This window comes from Thiolapillus sp. (assembly GCF_048562965.1).
Classification (GTDB): domain Bacteria; phylum Pseudomonadota; class Gammaproteobacteria; order Chromatiales; family Chromatiaceae; genus Thiolapillus; species Thiolapillus brandeum_A.
Map to the genome: position 1 here is coordinate 1 of NZ_JBHNMF010001021.1, position 991 is coordinate 991.

1 protein-coding gene and 1 pseudogene are annotated in these 991 nt (G+C 53.2%); one reads left to right on the forward strand and one right to left on the reverse strand.

The features are described from left to right. Positions 1 to 19: 19 nt before the first annotated feature. A pseudogene (locus ACOCD2_RS21930) lies at positions 20 to 451 on the forward strand (transposase); the annotation flags it as partial. Between the two features lie 32 nt (positions 452 to 483). Here ACOCD2_RS21930 and ACOCD2_RS21935 read toward each other — a convergent pair. Then, complete coding sequence (locus ACOCD2_RS21935; protein WP_293885811.1) at positions 484 to 777, reverse strand: hypothetical protein; 294 nt, start codon at positions 775 to 777, stop codon at positions 484 to 486. Positions 778 to 991: the final 214 nt, after the last annotated feature.

The following is a 991-nucleotide window of genomic DNA, read 5'->3' on the forward strand; positions in this document are numbered from 1 at the left end:
GCGGAAATCGCTTTGTATCATGCACTTGGGGCTTTACCCCAGCCTGAGTTTACCCACAGATTCTGCTGAAGAGCCCTCTGCAAGAGGGGGCACGGATACCACATATGCGCCCTCGACCTCCCATCTTATCGATGGGCTTCGCCAGCGGATAGCGACATCACGCCCATCCGGTAATATCGACAAGAAACGTGCTGAACAGTTCGATGTGCTGAAGACATCAGACCTGAAAGTTGCTCGTGCCTGGGCCATCAAGGAGATGTTTCGTGGTTTCTGGGATTACCGCTATGCGGGCTGGGCCAAACGGCATTTCGACCGCTGGTATGCCTGGGCCATACGCAGTCGCCTGACACCGATCAAGAAAAAGGCGAAAATGATCAAGAACCATTTGCCGAATATTCTGACCTATTTCAAACACCGAATCAGTAATGCTGTGGCTGAAGGGTTGAACTCCAAGATTCAGACGATCAAAGCCAATGCGCGAGGTTATCGATCCTTTGCAGGATTCAGAAACAGCCGCTGCCAGCCATGGAGAGCGAAGCGAAGGCTGGTAGACCCCAGTAGCCGCGAGGCCGCACTGTTTTCCCGGCGTGCCTTGCGCCAGAGGGAAAACAAAGTAGGCATCCGAACGCGGCGTCCAGTCATTGGGAGGCAAGTACGGAGCAGCAACGAGCTTGCGAAGTTGTTGCGTAGTGCTGGGTGACCAGGACGTCTGGGGCACCAATAGGTTGTCAAAGGCCGAGTCGATTTTGGGGACTGGGATGTCCCAAAATCTATCACGAGGCCGAAGACACGCTTGATCCTGTTTTACTGCGGTGGCCTAGATATGGCACCTTAGGCTTCACACGAATCTACGAAGAACCTGAAAACGAAAACGGCTCTTCCCCAAATGGAGTGGGTAGATTATCGTAATCCCCTATGAGAGACAAAGACCTATATGCCCAGATACTGGGAATCAAGAGTCCCTGGCAAGTATCCGGTGTAGAGCTGGCGC